Below are 14,658 nucleotides of genomic sequence, written 5' to 3'. Positions count from 1 at the left end.
CTGGAATTCGTATGACCAATGACCTGATAGCCAAGGCAGCCATCGACCGTCGGCTTGCCGAGATCATCACTCCGGTGATCGAAGATCTCGGCTTTGAGCTGGTGCGTATTCGGCTGATGTCTGGCAAGACCACCACGCTGCAAATCATGGCGGATAAGCCGGACGGCGGCATTGAGGTTGATGGCTGTGCCGAGATCTCCAATGCGGTTAGTGCGACGCTGGATGTCGAGGATCCGATCCTCGACAGCTACGCACTGGAGGTGTCCAGCCCCGGTATTGATCGCCCTCTGACCCGCCTCAAGGACTTCGAGATGTTCGAAGGCTATGAAGCCAAGATTGAAACCAGCGAGCTGATCGATGGCCGCCGCCGTTTCAAGGGCGAGCTGGCCGGTGTTGAGGAGGACGAGGTTCTGATCAACATCCAGGAGCACGGCGAGACCATCACCATCGGTTTGAAGTTCGACTGGTTGAGCGACGCCAAACTGGTTCTGACCGACGATCTGATCAAAGAAATGCTGCGCCAGCGCAAAGCTGCGGGCACCCTGAACGAAGACGCATTCGACGAAATCGAGGCCGATGGGTCCGAAGAGGAGAAAAAGTAATGGCTATCACATCAGCAAACCAGTTGGAGCTTCTGCAGACCGCAGAAGCCGTGGCGCGCGAAAAGATGATCGACCCCGGTTTGGTTGTCGATGCGATGGAAGAAAGCCTGGCCCGGGCCGCCAAGAGCCGCTACGGCAGCGAAATGGATATCCGTGTGTCCATTGACCGCAAGACCGGTCGTGCGACCTTCACCCGTGTGCGCACCGTGGTCGAAGATGACGCGCTGGAAAACTACCAGGCGGAAATGACTGTTGAGCAGGCCAAACAGTATATGGCCGATCCGTCGGTTGGCGATGTTTTTGTCGAGGAAGTGCCTCCGGTCGAAATGGGCCGTATTGCCGCCCAATCCGCCAAGCAGGTGATCCTGCAGAAGGTGCGCGAAGCCGAGCGTGATCGTCAGTACGAAGAGTTCAAGGATCGTGCAGGCACCATCATCAATGGTCTGGTGAAGCGCGAAGAATACGGCAATGTTATCGTCGATGTGGGCGCTGGCGAAGCCATCCTGCGCCGCAACGAGAAAATTGGCCGCGAGAGCTACCGCCCGAACGACCGTATCCGTTGCTTCATCAAGGACGTGCGCCGTGAACCCCGTGGCCCGCAGATCTTCCTGTCGCGGACCGCGCCGGAATTCATGGCTGAGCTGTTCAAGATGGAAGTGCCGGAAATCTATGATGGTGTCATCGAGATCAAGGCCGTGGCCCGTGATCCCGGTTCGCGCGCGAAGATCGCTGTGATCAGCTACGACGGGTCCATTGATCCGGTCGGCGCCTGTGTCGGTATGCGTGGTTCGCGGGTGCAGGCCGTGGTCAATGAGCTGCAGGGTGAGAAGATCGACATCATCCCGTGGAACGAAGATCAGCCGACCTTCCTTGTGAACGCTTTGCAACCTGCTGAAGTGTCGAAGGTTGTTCTGGATGAAGAAGCTGGCAAGATCGAAGTTGTCGTGCCCGAGGAGCAGCTGTCGCTGGCCATCGGCCGTCGTGGTCAGAACGTGCGTCTGGCATCCCAGCTGACTGCGCTGGACATCGACATCATGACCGAGGAAGAGGAATCGGCCCGCCGTCAGAAGGAATTCGAGGCGCGCACCAAACTGTTCATGGAAACCCTGGATCTGGATGAGTTCTTCGCCCAGTTGCTGGTCTCCGAAGGTTTCACCAACCTCGAAGAAGTTGCCTATGTCGAGCTGGACGAACTGCTGGTCATCGACGGTGTTGACGAAGGCACCGCCCAAGAGCTGCAGGCCCGTGCTGCGGACTATCTGGAAGCGCAGGCAAAAGCAGCAATTGACGCGGCCCGTGCCTTGGGTGCTGAGGACAGCCTGATTGACTTTGACGGTCTGACGCCCCAAATGGTTGAAGCGTTGGCCAAGGATGGCATCAAGACGCTGGAAGATTTCGCCACCTGCGCGGATTGGGAGCTGGCCGGCGGCTGGACCACCAACAAAGGTGAGCGCGTCAAGGATGATGGTATTCTTGAACCCTTCGATGTGTCGCTGGAAGACGCCCAGACGCTTGTCATGACCGCCCGCGTTCTGCTGGGTTGGGTGGATCCCACCGAACTGGAAGCGGACGCCGAAGAAGACGCCGACATTGAAGACGGCGAAGCAGAAGAAGGCGAAGCCTGATATCAGGCCTCGCAGCGAGGGTAGCAATGGCACGCGGTGGCAGTGACAAAGACCGGTCCGACGGACCGGAGCGAAAATGTCTGGCGACAGGCGAGATTCAGCCCAAGGAAGGGCTGATCCGCTTTGTTGTTGGTCCTGAAGGTCAGGTCGTCCCTGACGTGATGGGGAAGTTGCCGGGGCGTGGGGTCTATGTGACCTCAACCGAGGCTGCGCTTCGCACCGCGATAAAGAAGAAACTCTTTGCGCGCGGCTTCAAGGCGCCGGTAACGGTGCCTGATGGGCTGGAAGATGAAATCAAAGGTCAGGTGCTGCGGCGCCTGATCGAACTGATCAGCCTGGCGCGCAAGTCGGGCGATGCGGTCTCTGGCTATGAGAAGGTCAAGGACTGGCTGGCTAAGGAACATGCTCGTGTCTTGATTCAGGCTTCGGATGGATCGGGACGGGGCAAATCAAAATTAAGCACGCCGCACCGTGGGAAATTCATCGGATGCCTCACTGCGGATGAGCTGGGCATGGCCTTTGGGCGCCAAACTGTGATACATGCGGCGCTGGCCTCTGGTGGACTCGGCAAACGTGTTGTAGAGGAAGCGCAACGACTACAAGGTTTGCGCGAAACGGTGGGCGGCAAGGGCCGCACGGAAGGATAAAGAGCTTTATGAGCGATAGTGACGGCAAAAAGACGTTGGGTCTTCGTGGTGGGTCCCGGCCCGGGAATGTGAAACAGAGCTTCAGCCACGGTCGGACCAAGAATGTCGTGGTGGAAACCAAGCGCAAACGCGTTGTGGTCCCCAAGCCGACCGCGGCAAAAGGGGGCTCCGGTGCGACGCCCTCCGGCGACGCATCGCGGCGTCCGGCTGGCATCAGCGATGCAGAGATGGCGCGCCGCCTGAAGGCGTTGCAGGCCGCCAAGGCCCGCGAAGTGGAAGAAGCGGCACAGCGCGAAGCTGAGGAGAAGGCCCGCGCTGAAGAGCGTGAGCGCCGCCGGGCCGAGCAGGAAGCCAAGGAACGCGAACAGCGCGAAGCTGAAGAGCGTGCCCGTCAGAAGGCTGAAGACGAAGAGCGCAAGCGCGTCGAGGCCGAAGCCGCTGCAAAACGCGCAGCCTCTGACGCTGAAAAGAAAAAATCTGAACCAGCCTCGGTACGCCCGGCCCCCGGCCCGTCCTCGCAGCCCCGCAAGGGTGACCGCGATCGCGACGACCGGCAGAACCGCAATGCCAAAGGTCGCAATGATGGTGGCGGTCGCCGCTCCGGGAAGCTGACACTTGGTCAGGCCACCGGTGGCGAAGGCGGTCGTCAGCGCTCCATGGCGTCAATGAAGCGTAAGCAGGAGCGTGCGCGTCAGAAGGCGATGGGCTCGGTTGAGCGTGAAAAGGTAATCCGTGACGTTCAGCTGCCTGAGGCAATTGTTGTCTCTGAGCTGGCCAACCGGATGGCGGAGCGTGTCGGCGAAGTTGTGAAATCGCTGATGAACATGGGCATGATGGTCACGCAGAACCAGACCATTGATGCCGATACCGCTGAGCTGATCATCGAAGAATTCGGCCACAAAGTTGTGCGTGTTTCCGATTCGGATGTCGAAGACGTCATCAAAGAAGTCGAGGACAAGGACGAGGATCTTCAATCGCGTCCGCCTGTGATCACCATCATGGGTCACGTTGACCACGGCAAAACCTCGCTGCTGGACGCAATCCGCGATGCGCGGGTTGTTGCTGGCGAGGCTGGTGGCATCACCCAGCACATCGGTGCCTATCAGGTGAAAACCGAAGGTGGCGCAGTACTGAGCTTCCTCGATACACCGGGTCACGCGGCCTTTACCTCCATGCGTTCGCGTGGTGCTCAGGTGACAGATATCGTGGTTCTGGTCGTCGCTGCTGACGATGCCGTGATGCCTCAGACGATTGAAGCGATCAACCACGCCAAGGCGGCGCAGGTTCCGATGATCGTCGCGATCAACAAGATCGACAAACCGGCAGCTGACCCGAACAAGGTCCGTACCGATCTGCTTCAGCACGAAGTGATCGTGGAAGCCATGTCTGGTGAGGTTCAGGATGTCGAAGTCTCTGCCGTTACCGGCCAGGGTCTTGACGAGCTGCTGGAAGCGATTGCGCTGCAGGCGGAAATTCTGGAACTGAAAGCCAACCCTGATCGTGCCGCGCAAGGTGCCGTGATCGAGGCGCAGCTGGATGTGGGCCGCGGCCCCGTTGCCACCGTTCTGGTTCAGAACGGGACGCTGCGTCAGGGCGATATCTTCGTTGTGGGTGAGCAATACGGTAAGGTCCGTGCGCTGATCAACGATAAGGGTGAGCGCGTGCAGGAAGCCGGGCCCTCGGTGCCGGTTGAGGTTCTTGGCCTCAACGGGACACCCGAAGCGGGCGATGTTCTGAACGTGACCGACACTGAGGCTCAGGCCCGTGAGATCGCTGAATATCGTGAGCAGGCAGCGAAAGACAAACGCGCTGCTGCGGGTGCTGCGACCACGCTGGAACAGCTGATGCAGAAGGCCAAGGAAGACGAGAACGTCTCCGAGCTGCCCATTCTGGTCAAGGCTGACGTGCAAGGCTCCGCCGAAGCTATCGTTCAGGCGATGGAGAAAATCGGCAACAACGAGGTACGCGTGCGCGTGCTGCACTCAGGCGTAGGTGCGATCACCGAGACCGATATCGGTCTGGCCGAGGCCTCCGGCGCGCCGGTCATGGGCTTCAACGTCCGTGCCAACACATCGGCGCGGAACTCCGCCAACCAGAAGGGTGTGGAGATCCGTTATTACTCGGTCATCTATGACCTTGTGGACGACGTGAAAGCTGCTGCCTCGGGTCTGCTGTCCGCAGAAATCCGCGAGAACTTCATTGGCTACGCCGAGATCAAGGACGTTTTCAAAGTGTCCAACGTCGGCAAGGTTGCGGGCTGTCTGGTCACCGAAGGTGTGGCACGCCGCTCCGCCGGGGTTCGTCTGCTGCGCGACAACGTCGTGATCCATGAAGGCACGCTGAAGACCCTCAAACGCTTCAAGGACGAAGTGGCCGAGGTTCAGTCGGGCCAGGAATGCGGCATGGCGTTTGAAAACTACGATGATGTCCGCAAGGGCGATGTGATCGAGATCTTCGAGCGCGAGGAAGTGACCCGCACGCTCGACTGATCGGCAGTTCGACGATGAAATTAAAAAACCCCGGCCAATCTGGTCGGGGTTTTTTGTGGCAGGTTTGGGGGAGGACAAACCCGCCAAGGAGAGGCTGTGTTGGTGCCGTCAGGCCGCGCGGCTGACTGGTTCACCTTCGTAGGTTTTGTTTCCGACGCGGACTGAGATCTTTCCATTGGGCAGGCTTCGGACAAACGTGCCCTGTATAAAAATGAACGCGCCCTGTTTAATCGTTCGGATCATGATCGCTACCACCTTTGGTCGCCAAGACTTCAGAAAATTACTTCCGCTTGGCTCTCAGGGTTGACGAAAAACGTTAACGATTGATTGACGCGGGGATCGAAGCCCCGCCACAGAAGCTGGCGGAGCCACGCGATCGCGACATGAAACAGGGGAATTCCGGGCTACAGCCAGTCGCGCAGAATCGGGATCAGAGGAATGTCGGCGGCTGGCATCGGGTAGTCCCGCAGGTTCTGCGCGCGCACCCACTTCAGGGTTTGCCCTTCTTTGGCTTGCGGGATGCCCTCCCATTTGCGGCAGGCAAACAGGGGCATCAGCAGATGAAAATCATCATAGCCGTGGCTGGCAAACGTCAGCGGCGCCAGGCAGGACTCCCAGGTGTTGATGCCAAGCTCTTCTTCCAGTTCGCGGATCAATGCGGCCTCTGGGGTTTCGCCCGCTTCCACCTTGCCGCCTGGAAATTCCCATAGGCCTGCCATGGATTTTCCTTCCGGGCGTTGCGCAAGCAGCACGCGGCCTTCCACATCAATCAGGGCGACAGCGGACACAAGAACCATCTTCATGACCGGTAATCCGCGTTGATGGAAATGTACTGATGCGTCAGGTCGCAGGTCCAGACGGTACTCTTCCCTTCTGCCAGTCCCAGATCAACCTTGATGACAATCTCTGTTTTTGCCATCTCGGCGGCGCCGTCGGCCTCTTTGTAGTCGGGCGAAACCCAGCCTTTTTCGGCGACCAGCACCTCTCCGAAGGAGATCGACAGCTTGTCCCGGTCGGCAGCAGCGCCGGATTTTCCGATGGCCATCACCACACGGCCCCAGTTGGGATCCTCTCCCGCGATGGCGGTCTTCACCAAAGGTGAGTTGGCAATCGAGAGGCCGTGGACCTTGGCGTCGTGATCATTCATCGCGCCTGTGACTTGGATTTCGACAAATTTGGTCGCGCCTTCACCGTCACGAACCACCTGATGCGACAAGTCCAGCATCACGCCCTCCAGCGCGAGGGCGAAATCTGCATTGCCGGTTACATCAACGCCAGCGGCGCCAGAAGCACAGAGCATCAAACTGTCTGAGGTCGAGGTATCGCTGTCCACAGTGATGCAGTTGAACGTGCGATCGCAGATCTGCGACAGGAGGGCTTGCAGGTCTTCCTGTGCGATCTTTGCATCAGTGAAAATGTAGACAAGCATGGTGGCCATATCTGGCGCAATCATGCCGGAGCCTTTGGCAATCCCCGCAATAGAGACTGTTTTACCGTCGACCTCAACCGTGGCGCCGGCCCCTTTGGCGAAGGTGTCCGTCGTCATGATGGCTTCGGCAGCGCCTTCAATCGCTGACCCGTCCAGCCCGTCGTTCAGGGTCGCAATCTTCGACACGATCCGCTCATGGGGCAGCGGTTCACCAATGACGCCGGTGGAGGCGGTGAACACCCGAGCTGTCGGAATACCCGTGATATCTGCAACCGTGCGGGTAATCTCAGCAACGGAGGTCTGGCCATAGTGCCCGGTAAAGGCATTTGAATTGCCTGAGTTAACCAAAATGGCGGCGCCATGCGCGGTGTCATTGTCGTTTGAGGCCAGTTTTGCCTGACAGTCCAAAACCGGTGCAGAGCGGGTCGCGGACCGGGTGAACACGCCTGCCACGGCGCTGCCCGGATCCATCACGGCGAGCATCACATCTGTGCGATCTTTGTATTTTACACCAGCCGCAGCGGAAGCAAATCGAACCCCAGCGATTTGCGGAAGCGTGGGAAAGTGATCCGGTGCAAGCGGAGAGCGGGGCAATGCCATTGTCAGTTCCTTACCAGATCGAGGTTTTTCAGGATTGAGGGATCCAGATCTTCGATTTCCGGGCGTTCAATGGTGGCGGCTGTGGTCAAAGAGAGCACGCGCTCTTCTACCGCGTCCTGACGCATCTGCGCCGCCAGCTCTTCGCGAACCTCATCAAAGGTTGGCGCAGCGGAAGTACGCCGATCATTGAGCTTGATCACGTGCCAGCCAAATTGGGTCTGTACCGGATCGGAGACATCGCCAGCCCCCATCACCAGAACCGCTTCCTCGAATTCTGGGACCATGCGGCCCTTGCCGAACCAGCCCAGTTCACCGCCGTTGGGACCGGACGGGCCAGTGGAGCGTTCGCGCGCCAGAGTGGCAAAATCTGCACCGGCATCCAGTTCCGCGCGAATTTCGGCGGCATCTTCCTCGGTCTCGACCAGAATATGCGAGGCGTTGAATTCATCGCCGCCTGTACCGTCGGTATATTTCTCATCATAGGCCGAACGCAGATCTTCGTCCGAGGCTGCGTTTTCCATGACCTTTTCAATGACATCTGCCGCCAGCAGGGACCGCGCCTCGTTCTCCAGCGACAGAGCCACGTATTTTGGCACTTCGCCATTCAGCTCCTGCTTCAGACTGGTCTGCTGGATCAGCTGATCCAGGATCGCGTCATAGAGAACATCATCGGGCAGCTGCTGATACTGCTGGGGCAATGTCGCGCGGGCAATGATCATGTGACCGATTGTGATCTCTTCACCGTTTACCGTAGCCACCACCGTATTGGCATGGGGTTCAGCAGTTGCGGACATGGGCAGTGTCAAAGCGGCTGCCAGGGCCAGTCCTGACAAATAAGTGAGACCTTTGCGCATTGAATTCTTCCTATTATCTGGCCACGGCGGGGCGTAGCGTTGACACTGTATTTGCGGGACCTTACATCGCCATGAGGCCTTTGGCAGGACCGCTGTTCCATCATTGTTTATGGGTTGCGAGCGGGGCGGGCAAGCCTGCCAACGCCAGGGGTCAATGACAGGACGGTTGGAGAACACATGCTGGGTATCGGAACACTCGCCAAAAAGGTTTTCGGCACGCCGAATGACCGCAAAATCAAGGCGACACGGCCGCTGATTGCCAAGATCAACGCGCTGGAGCCCGAGTTCGAGAAACTCAGCGATCAGGATTTGCAGGACAAGACCGCCGAGCTGCGCAAACGCGCGCTGGACGGGGAAAGCCTGGATGACCTGCTGCCAGAGGCGTTCGCCAATGTGCGCGAAGCGGCGCGCCGGGCGTTGGGTCTGCGAGCCTTTGACACCCAGCTGATGGGTGGCATCTTCCTGCATCAGGGCAACATCTCCGAGATGAAGACCGGCGAGGGTAAGACCCTTGTTGCGACCTTCCCGGCCTATCTCAATGCGCTGACCGGCAAGGGTGTGCATGTTGTCACCGTCAACGAATACTTGGCCAAGCGCGACAGCGAATGGATGGGCAAGGTGTTTGCACAGTTGGGCATGACCACCGGTGTGATCTGGTCGGGTCAGCCTGACGCCGAGAAAATGGCTGCCTACCAAAGCGATGTCACCTATGCGACCAACAACGAGCTGGGCTTTGATTATCTGCGCGATAACATGAAGCCGTCGCTGGATCAGGTGTTCCAGAAACATCATAACTTCGCGATTGTGGATGAGGTCGACTCCATCCTGATCGACGAGGCCCGCACGCCGTTGATCATCTCCGGCCCGGCGGAAGACCGCTCCGAACTCTACTCCACCATCGACAAGCTAATCCCGCTGCTGAGCGATGATCACTACGAGCTGGACGAGAAAACCCGCGGCGTCACCTTCACCGAGGATGGCAACGAATACCTCGAACAGCAGCTGATCGCCCATGGTTTGCTCGAAGAGGGCGCGTCGCTCTATGATCCTGAGAGCACAACAGTCGTGCATCACGTCAACCAGGCCCTGCGCGCGCACAAGCTGTTCCAGCGCGATAAGGACTATATCGTACGTGATGGTGAAGTGGTTCTGATTGATGAATTCACCGGACGGATGATGGCGGGTCGCCGTCTCTCCGAGGGTCTGCATCAGGCCATCGAGGCCAAGGAAGAGGTGAAGATTCAGCCAGAAAACACAACGCTGGCCTCCGTGACCTTCCAGAACTACTTCCGCCTTTATGGCAAGCTGTCGGGCATGACCGGTACCGCAATGACCGAAGCCGAAGAATTTGCCGAAATTTACGGGCTTGGTGTTGTCGAAGTGCCAACCAACCGTCCGATTGCACGCAAGGATGAGGACGATCAGGTCTATCGCACCGCCATGGAAAAATACCAGGCGATGATCAATGAGACCAAGAAAGCCCATGAAAATGGGCAGCCGGTTCTTCTGGGCACTACCTCGATTGAGAAATCTGAACTGCTGAGCCAGCTTCTCCAGAAGGAGGGCATCAAACACAACGTGCTGAACGCCCGCCACCACGAGCAGGAAGCACAGATCGTCGCTGATGCTGGTCGCCTGGGTGCGGTGACCATCGCCACCAATATGGCGGGCCGGGGCACCGACATCAAACTGGGCGGCAACGTTGAGTTTAAGGTGCTTGAGGCGATCGCAGAAGACCCTGATGGGGACCATGAGGCCATTCGCGCCCGCATCGAAGAGGCGCATGTCGCCGATGAGGAAGCGGTCAAACAGGCCGGTGGTCTGTTTGTCATGGCCTCTGAGCGTCACGAAAGCCGTCGCATCGACAACCAGCTGCGGGGTCGTTCCGGCCGTCAGGGGGATCCGGGTCGCACGGTGTTCTACCTCAGCCTTGAAGATGACCTGATGCGGATCTTTGGGTCTGAGCGGCTGGATAAACTGCTCTCAACCCTGGGCATGAAGGAAGGCGAAGCGATTATTCATCCGTGGGTGAACAAATCTCTGGAGCGCGCGCAGGCGAAAGTCGAAGGCCGCAACTTCGACATGCGCAAGAACGTGCTGAAATTCGACGATGTCATGAACGACCAGCGCAAGGTGATCTTTAACCAGCGTCGTGAAATCATGGCGGCTGAGGATCTCTCGGAAATTGTCGCTGACATGCGCCACGAGGTGATCGACGACCTGCTGGATGCACACATGCCCGCCAAGACCTACGCGGATCAATGGGACAGCGAGGGGCTGCAGGAGCAGGTTCGCGAGAAGCTGGGTCTGGATGTTCCGGTTGTGGACTGGGCCGCGGAAGAGGGTGTCGATGACGAGCAAATTCGCGAACGTCTGGTGGAAGCCAGTGACGCGAAAATGCTCGAGAAGACTGAGGCCTTTGGCCCGGAAACCATGCGCAACATCGAAAAACAGGTTCTGCTGCAGACAATCGATGCGAAATGGCGCGAACATCTGCTGACGCTGGAGCATTTGCGCTCTGTCGTGGGTTTCCGTGGCTACGCGCAGCGCGACCCGCTCAACGAGTATAAAAACGAGAGTTTCCAGCTATTCGAGAATATGCTTGATACGCTGCGGGAAACCGTCACTCAGCAGCTGGCCCATGTACGCCCGATCAGCGAAGACGAGCAGCGCCAGATGATGATGCAGATGGCCGCGCAACAGGCCGAACTGCAGAAGGCTGCGGCGGGTGGTAGTGCAGCAGCAGCGCTGCAAGAGGCACCAGCAGATGGTTTTGTCGAGGACGATCCCTCCACTTGGGGCAATCCATCACGTAACGACAAATGCCCCTGTGGCTCCGGCAAGAAGTTCAAACACTGTCACGGCAGCCTCAGCTGAGGTTTCGAGGCGGAAGTATTTGGCGACATAATTCAGAGAAATCAGTGACAATTGCACGGTTTCGCCAGATTCTCTGCAAGGGGCGGCCATCAATTGGCCGCCTTTCTGCGTCACGGTTCCTTAACCTTTTTGGGTAAGGAGTCGGTAATGATCAGCAAACGCACAGCCCTGATGAGCGCGGCGACCCTCTGTAGCGCCCTGGCGATTGGTCTTGTTATGCAGCATACCGCTGGCCCGTCGCGGACGGCCGCAGCGATGGCAATTCCTACTCCCGATCCGACAGCCATTACGGAAACAGCGCTGCCTGATCTGCCGACGGATGCTCCGCTTCAGATTGACGCCATCAGCCTGACGGCAGCAACACCCGAGGTAGGTGACAGCGACGCTCTGCAACTCCTGCGTCAAGATCCCGAAACCACCTGCGAGATGACCGCTGAAGCGGTTCCCGGTCCGATGGCTGAGGTTCGATTGACGGTGTTGTCGCTGTGTCGGCCGGGCGAACGTTTGACCATCCATCATAATGGCATGATGTTCTCCAGCCGACTGGATGCAACGGGCGCGCTGACGGTGCAGATCCCAGCTCTGTCGTCTTCCGCGGTGTTTATCGTTGAACCCAAAAGCGGGCGTGGTGCGGTAGCGACAACATCGGTTCCGGATCTGGATCTTGTCAGCCGGGTTGTGCTGCAATGGGCGGGTAACAGCGGGTTTGAATTGCATGCGCGGGAATTTGGTGCGGGCTATGGCAGTGCCGGTCATGTTTGGCATGGCGCCGATCTGACGGCGGGGCGTGGAAGCGTCGTGCAGCTTGGTGACGCCACGCAGTTGGCCCCGCGTTTGGCGGAGGTCTATAGCGTGCCACGTCTTGGCGGCGATCAAAGCGGTTCGATTGATCTGACCGTGGAGGCCGAAGTGACAGCTATCAATTGTGGTCGCGATGTTTCGGCGCAGACGCTGGAATTGCGCAATGGGAGTTTGCGGACCCGTGACCTGACCCTGGCAATGCCGGATTGTGCTGCCACAGGTGACTTTCTTGTGTTGAATAATCTTCTGGAAACCCTGAAAATCGCCGCAAATTAACTCGCGGTTTATTCAGGATTTCTCATGGCTTTGTTTCGTGCGGCAATATGCGCCGCACTCTTTCTTGTCACCGGGATCCTGCCGCTGAAGGCGCAGGACGTGACACTTTCGTCGCCGGATGGAGCTGTTGAGATCACCGGGAATATTCTGGGGTTCGATGGCGAATTCTATCGTGTGGACACCAAATTTGGAGAGCTGACAGTCGACGGCTCCGGGGTGAGCTGCGAGGGGCCGGGCTGCCCCAGCTTGTCTGATTTCGTTGCAGAGATCAGCCTGTCGGGATCGTCGACCATGGCAGAGGTCCTTTTGCCGGCCCTGATCGAGGGGTTTGCGCTGCGAAACGGGTTTCAGACACGGCGCGATCCGATGCCTGACAATAATTTCGACTATGTCCTGCTGCGCGATACTGGCCGGGTTGCGGCGAGGTTCAGCTTCTTTGTCAGCAACACGGACGAAGGATTTGCCGACCTCCTCGCGAATGAGGCCGACATTGTCATGGCCTTGCGTGAGATCCGCAGCGCCGAGCGCGAGCGGGCCCGTGAGGCGGGGATGGGCGACATGACCGGCGCGCAGCGTAGCCGTGTTCTGGCGCTGGATGCGATGGTGCCTGTTGTGGCACCGGGCAATCCCGTCCGCTCAATCTCGGTTGCAGATCTGGCAGGGGTGTTGTCTGGCAACCTCAGCAATTGGTCGGAGCTGGGGGGGCCGAATGCGCCGATTTCACTGCATCTGCCGGTGGCAGGCTCCGGCCTGGCGCAGGCAATCTCGGACCGGTTGGAGGCGCCGAACATAGCGGCACTGGGGACCCGTCTGCGGCGCCATGATCGTGGCAGTACTCTGGTGCGCGTGGTTGCAACGGATCCCTTTGCGCTTGGGTTGGCCAGTTTTGCCGAGACATCGACTGCGCGGGTCCTGACCTTACGAGGTGCCTGCGGGTTTTCGCTGCGCGCCAACCGCCGTTCGATCAAGACCGAAGACTATCCGCTGACCGCGCCCATGTTTCTTTACCTGCCGTCCCGGCGGCTGCCCAAACTGGCGCGGGATTTCCTAAGCTATGTGCGTGGTCCCGGTGCGCAGATCGTAATTCGCAGGGCCGGCTTCGTCGATCAGGCGCCCGAGCGGATTTCCATGAACGTACAGGGCGACCGCCTGGCCAATGCGATCACGGCAGCGGGGTCGGAGGTGCCGCTGGAAGAGCTTCAGCGGCTTGTCTCTCGTTTGGATGGCTTACAGCGTCTGACCACATCTTTTCGGTTTGAGCCGGGCTCGACCCGCCCGGATGCACAATCGCGGAGCAATATCACGCAACTTGCGCGTTCGCTTGAGGCGGGCGCCTATGATGCGCGGGAGCTGGTTTTTGTTGGCTTCTCTGACGGGGATGGACCGGCGAGTGGCAATAGAGCCATCGCCATGAAACGTGCAGAGGCGGTGCGTGATGCTGTGATTGCAGCTGCGGAAACCGCGAATTTGGAGCGCACAGAAATTGAGATTGCAGCATTCGGTGAAGCGCTGCCGATGGCCTGCGAGGATCAGCGGTGGGGGCGTCAGGTAAATCGCCGGGTTGAGGTCTGGGTGCGTTAGCCAGCTATAGGTATCCCGCCGACCGAAAGCTGAGTTCGCTGGATTTGCCGATGATAAGATGGTCATGCAGCACGATATCCAACGCGGCGAGGGCGCGGGCAACCCGGTCGGTCATTTCAATGTCGCTGGGCGATGGTGTCGGATCGCCTGATGGATGATTATGCACCAATATCAGGGCGCTGGCGCAGATCTCCAAAGCGCGCTTTGCGATTTCGCGTGGATAGACAGGCACATGGTCAACGGTGCCTTTGGCCTGTTCCTCGTCCGCAATCAATGTGTTCTTACGATCAAGATATAACACCCTGAATTGCTCGGTTTCGCGGTGGGCCATGACCGTATGGCAATAATCCAGCAATGCATCCCAAGAGGACAGGATGTGGCGTTGCAGGACCTTTGCACGGGCCATGCGATGGGCAGCGGCCTCCAGCACCTTAAGATCGGTGATCACCGCGTCGCCAACTCCTGCAACCTGTGCGAGCCGTTCGGGGGGCGCAGTGATCACACGGTTAAAATCCCCAAAACTGTCGAGCAACTGACGCGCTAGCGGCTTCACATCCCGGCGCGGGATAGAGCGGAACAGCACCAATTCCAGCAACTCGTAGTCCGGCATCGCTGCGGCACCCCCCGTCATGAACCGGTCCCGCAGTCGGGCGCGGTGATCCTTGATGTAGGAGGGGGGCGATGGTGATTTTGCGGTGGGCGCAGTGATTTTTGCACTGTCAGGAAACAGCGGCAGAGAGACGTCCTCGAATGCGGGCTCCTTGGGCATGTCGCAATGCTCGCGCCATCAGGGTTGCGAAAGGGTTAATCCGTCAGGCCAAAGCAGTCCGGTACCAAAAAACCATCAAAAAAAGCGCCCCTTTTGAGGGCGCTTTAA

11 protein-coding genes are annotated in these 14,658 nt (G+C 58.7%); 7 read left to right on the top strand and 4 right to left on the bottom strand.

Translation table 11 applies throughout. The features are described from left to right. Positions 1–11 precede the first annotated feature (11 nt). From rimP to infB, 4 genes are read left to right on the top strand one after another with little or no spacing between them, the layout of a single operon-like run. Positions 12–602 (top strand): ribosome maturation factor RimP, encoded by a 591-nt coding sequence (gene rimP / locus phaeop14_RS16225; RefSeq protein WP_040178951.1) that lies wholly within the window; start codon positions 12–14, stop codon positions 600–602. After that, positions 602–2,227 carry a transcription termination factor NusA gene (gene nusA, locus phaeop14_RS16220; protein WP_096790113.1) on the top strand — a complete coding sequence of 542 codons (1,626 nt, stop codon included), beginning with the start codon at positions 602–604 and terminating at the stop codon, positions 2,225–2,227. Before rimP ends, nusA begins: the two co-directional genes overlap by 1 nt. A gap of 26 nt (positions 2,228–2,253) precedes the next feature. Beyond that, positions 2,254–2,874: an RNA-binding protein gene (locus tag phaeop14_RS16215; protein ID WP_014876348.1), complete on the top strand. Its 621-nt coding sequence runs from the start codon at positions 2,254–2,256 to the stop codon at positions 2,872–2,874. Positions 2,875–2,882: 8 nt separating this feature from the next. After that, a complete protein-coding gene (gene infB, locus phaeop14_RS16210; RefSeq protein ID WP_040175196.1) occupies positions 2,883–5,363 on the top strand; it encodes a translation initiation factor IF-2 in 2,481 nt (826 codons plus the stop codon). Positions 5,364–5,767: 404 nt separating this feature from the next. On the opposite strand, the gene mutT is transcribed toward infB, so the two are convergent. The 3 genes from mutT to phaeop14_RS16195 are packed head-to-tail and all read right to left on the bottom strand — an operon-like array spanning position 5,768 to position 8,246. Then, positions 5,768–6,166: an 8-oxo-dGTP diphosphatase MutT gene (gene mutT, locus phaeop14_RS16205; protein ID WP_040175198.1), complete on the bottom strand. Its 399-nt coding sequence runs from the start codon at positions 6,164–6,166 to the stop codon at positions 5,768–5,770. Continuing rightward, the gene (argJ, locus tag phaeop14_RS16200; protein WP_096790112.1) at positions 6,163–7,392 is read right to left on the bottom strand and encodes a bifunctional glutamate N-acetyltransferase/amino-acid acetyltransferase ArgJ; all 1,230 of its coding nucleotides are present in this window, start codon (positions 7,390–7,392) and stop codon (positions 6,163–6,165) included. Before argJ ends, mutT begins: the two co-directional genes overlap by 4 nt. A gap of 2 nt (positions 7,393–7,394) precedes the next feature. After that, a complete protein-coding gene (locus phaeop14_RS16195) occupies positions 7,395–8,246 on the bottom strand; it encodes a peptidylprolyl isomerase (protein ID WP_040178946.1) in 852 nt (283 codons plus the stop codon). Positions 8,247–8,423: 177 nt separating this feature from the next. Between phaeop14_RS16195 and secA the strand changes: the two genes are divergently transcribed. The 3 genes from secA to phaeop14_RS16180 all read left to right on the top strand — a co-directional run bounded on the left by secA (position 8,424) and on the right by phaeop14_RS16180 (position 13,781). Then, positions 8,424–11,123, top strand: coding sequence for a preprotein translocase subunit SecA (gene secA, locus phaeop14_RS16190; RefSeq protein WP_096790111.1), 2,700 nt, complete (start codon positions 8,424–8,426; stop codon positions 11,121–11,123). A 147-nt stretch (positions 11,124–11,270) separates the two neighbouring features. Next, on the top strand, positions 11,271–12,200 hold the full coding sequence (locus tag phaeop14_RS16185; RefSeq protein ID WP_096790110.1) for a hypothetical protein: 930 nt from the start codon (positions 11,271–11,273) through the stop codon (positions 12,198–12,200). A 24-nt stretch (positions 12,201–12,224) separates the two neighbouring features. Next, positions 12,225–13,781: a substrate-binding domain-containing protein gene (locus phaeop14_RS16180; protein ID WP_040175212.1), complete on the top strand. Its 1,557-nt coding sequence runs from the start codon at positions 12,225–12,227 to the stop codon at positions 13,779–13,781. 4 nt (positions 13,782–13,785) lie between these two features. Here the strand turns inward: phaeop14_RS16180 and radC are convergent, their stop codons facing one another. Then, positions 13,786–14,550: a RadC family protein gene (gene radC, locus phaeop14_RS16175; protein ID WP_096790109.1), complete on the bottom strand. Its 765-nt coding sequence runs from the start codon at positions 14,548–14,550 to the stop codon at positions 13,786–13,788. Positions 14,551–14,658: the final 108 nt, after the last annotated feature.

The organism is Phaeobacter piscinae (assembly GCF_002407245.1).
GTDB lineage: Bacteria > Pseudomonadota > Alphaproteobacteria > Rhodobacterales > Rhodobacteraceae > Phaeobacter > Phaeobacter piscinae.
Note: the sequence above shows the minus strand (reverse complement) of the source record. Positions and strands in the feature narration are given on the sequence as shown.